This is a genomic window from Pseudomonas sp. (assembly GCF_037994325.1).
In the GTDB taxonomy this organism is placed as follows: domain Bacteria; phylum Pseudomonadota; class Gammaproteobacteria; order Pseudomonadales; family Pseudomonadaceae; genus Aquipseudomonas.
The window spans coordinates 1-2,545 of record NZ_JBBNAH010000226.1 but is presented as its reverse complement, the minus strand read 5'-3'; the positions used below and the strand labels follow the sequence as shown (position 1 = coordinate 2,545).

Genomic DNA, 2,545 nt, shown 5'->3' with positions numbered 1-2,545 from the left:
GAGCTAAATCGCCTCTAGCCAAGCCAACCGAGCTCGCCGCTAAAACCTCAATTTAGTCCCCTCGCCCCCTTGGGGGAGAGGGTTAGGGTGAGGGGGTAAGTGCAGGCGCTTGCCTAACTCAGGTAATCGGCGCCGGGTTGAACAGGGTAATGTCGTTGTGCAGTTTGTGTTGCTCGGCCCAGGTGTGTTTTTTCCCACTGGCTACGTCCAGGTAGTAGTGGAACAACTCCCAGCCCAGCTCTTCAATGCTGGCGCGGCCGGTGGCGATGCGGCCGGCGTCGATGTCGATGAGATCCGGCCAGCGCTGTGCAAGTTCAGTGCGGGTGGACACTTTCACCACCGGCGCCATGGCCAAGCCGTACGGCGTACCACGGCCGGTGGTGAACACGTGCAGGTTCATCCCCGCGGCCAGTTGTAGCGTGCCGCAGACAAAATCGCTGGCCGGTGTGGCGCAGAAGATCAGGCCCTTTTTGTTAAAGCGCTCGCCTGGGCCCAACACGCCGTTGATGGCGCTGTTGCCGGATTTGACGATGGAGCCCAGGGACTTTTCGACAATATTCGACAACCCGCCCTTCTTGTTGCCTGGCGTGGTGTTGGCGCTGCGGTCGGCTTCACCTTTGGCCAGGTAACGGTCGTACCAGTCCATCTCGCGCACCAGCTCTTGGGCCACTTCTTTGCTTTGCGCCCGCGACGTGAGCAGGTAGATGGCGTCGCGTACTTCGGTCACTTCCGAAAACATCACGGTAGCGCCAGCACGCAGCAGCAAGTCGCTGGCGTAGCCCAATGCCGGGTTGGCGGTGATGCCGGAAAACGCATCGCTGCCGCCGCATTGCATGCCCAGAATCAGCTCGGAGGCCGGCACGGTTTCGCGGCGACGTTGGTCGAGTTTTTTCAGGCGCACTTCGGCCAGCTCCATGATCTGTTCGATCATTTCGGTGAAGCCGTGGCTGGAGTCCTGCAGGCGATACAGCCACGGCTCGCTGAGGTCGACCGAGGCGTCGTCTTCGTGCATTACTTGCGCGGCTTGCAGCTTTTCGCAGCCCAGGCTGATGACCAAGGCTTCGCCGCCCAGGTTGGGGTTGCGCGCCAGGTTGCGCACGGTGCGAATCGGGATATACGCGTCGGTGGCGGTGATCGCCACGCCACAGCCGTAACTGTGGGTGAGCGCAATCACGTCATCAACGTTGGGGTATTTGGGCAGTAGCTCGTCTTTGATGCGTTTTACCGCATGATCGAGCACGCCAGTCACGCACTGCACGGTGGTGGTAATACCGAGGATATTGCGCGTGCCGACGGTGCCGTCGGCATTGCGAAAGCCCTCAAAGGTGAAGCCTTCCAACGGCGCCTGCTGAGCGGGCACCTCGGTCGACAACGGCAAACTATCCAGCGGTGGCGCCGTCGGCATACGCAGTTGGTCTTCCTGGACCCAGCTACCACGCGGGATTGCCTTGAGGGCGTAACCAATGGTCTGCCCGTAGCGAATAATCTGCCCGCCCTCGGGAATATCCTCAAGGGTGATTTTGTGGCTTTGCGGCACACGTTCCAGGGTGGTCAGCCCATCGGCGAAGGTGGTGCCCGCAGGCACCCCTTGGTCGTTGACCACAATCACCACGTTATCCAGCTCGTGCAAACGGATGTAGCGCGGCGAGTCTGAATGTTCAATCAACTGCATGACGCTCGCTCCTCAGGAATGGGCTGGGGTCAGTTGTTCTGCGCCGCCTTTGCTTGGCGGCTCTTTCAATTCAACACGTTGGATTTTGCCGACGATTACCAAGTAACTGAACACGGCCAGCAAGCCGTTGGCGCCAACAAAGACCAAGGCCCACTCAAACGAGCCGGTGGTGCTGATCAGGTAGCCAATCACGATTGGCGTGGTGATCGAAGCCAGGTTGCCAAAGGTGTTGAACAGGCCACCAGACAGGCCGGCAATTTGTTTTGGCGAGGTGTCGGCAACAACCGCCCAACCCAGCGAACCCAAGCCTTTGCCAAAGAAGGCCAAGGTCATAAAGCCCACCACCATCCACTCAGCGTCGACGTAGTTGCACAGCACCATGCTGGCCGAGAGGGTGAGACCGCAGACGATCGGCAACTTGCGGGCAAAGGTCAACGAGTGGCCACGGCGCAGCAGGTAGTCCGAAATGATCCCGCCCAGCACGCCACCGAGGAAACCGCAGATAGCCGGCAAGGAGGCAATGATGCCGGCCTTGAGGATAGTCATGCCGCGTTCTTGCACCAGGTACACCGGGAACCAAGTGAGGAAGAAGTAGGTGATGGCGTTGATGCAGTACTGGCCCAGGTAGACGCCCAGCAGCATGCGGTTGGTGAGCATCTGGCGAATGTAGTCCCAACGCGGGCCATCGCTTTTACGCGATTGGTCCATGTCCACCAGACCGCCGTTTTGCTCAATGTGATCCAGCTCGGCTTTGTTGATGGTCGGGTGTTCTTTGGGGTTGTAGATGGTCTTCATCCAGATGCCGGAGAAGACAATACCCAGCACACCCATCACCACGAACACATGTTCCCAGCCGAGGGTGTAAACGATCCA

2 protein-coding genes are annotated in these 2,545 nt (G+C 59.4%); both read right to left on the bottom strand.

What is annotated here, in order from left to right:
* Nucleotides 1–118: 118 nt before the first annotated feature.
* Nucleotides 119–1,672 (bottom strand): galactarate dehydratase, encoded by a 1,554-nt coding sequence (garD, locus tag AAAB16_RS07580; protein ID WP_340662798.1) that lies wholly within the window; start codon nucleotides 1,670–1,672, stop codon nucleotides 119–121.
* Between the two features lie 12 nt (nucleotides 1,673–1,684).
* Nucleotides 1,685–2,545, bottom strand: an 861-nt coding sequence (locus tag AAAB16_RS07575) for an MFS transporter (RefSeq protein ID WP_340662797.1), incomplete at its 5' end; no start/stop codon positions are given.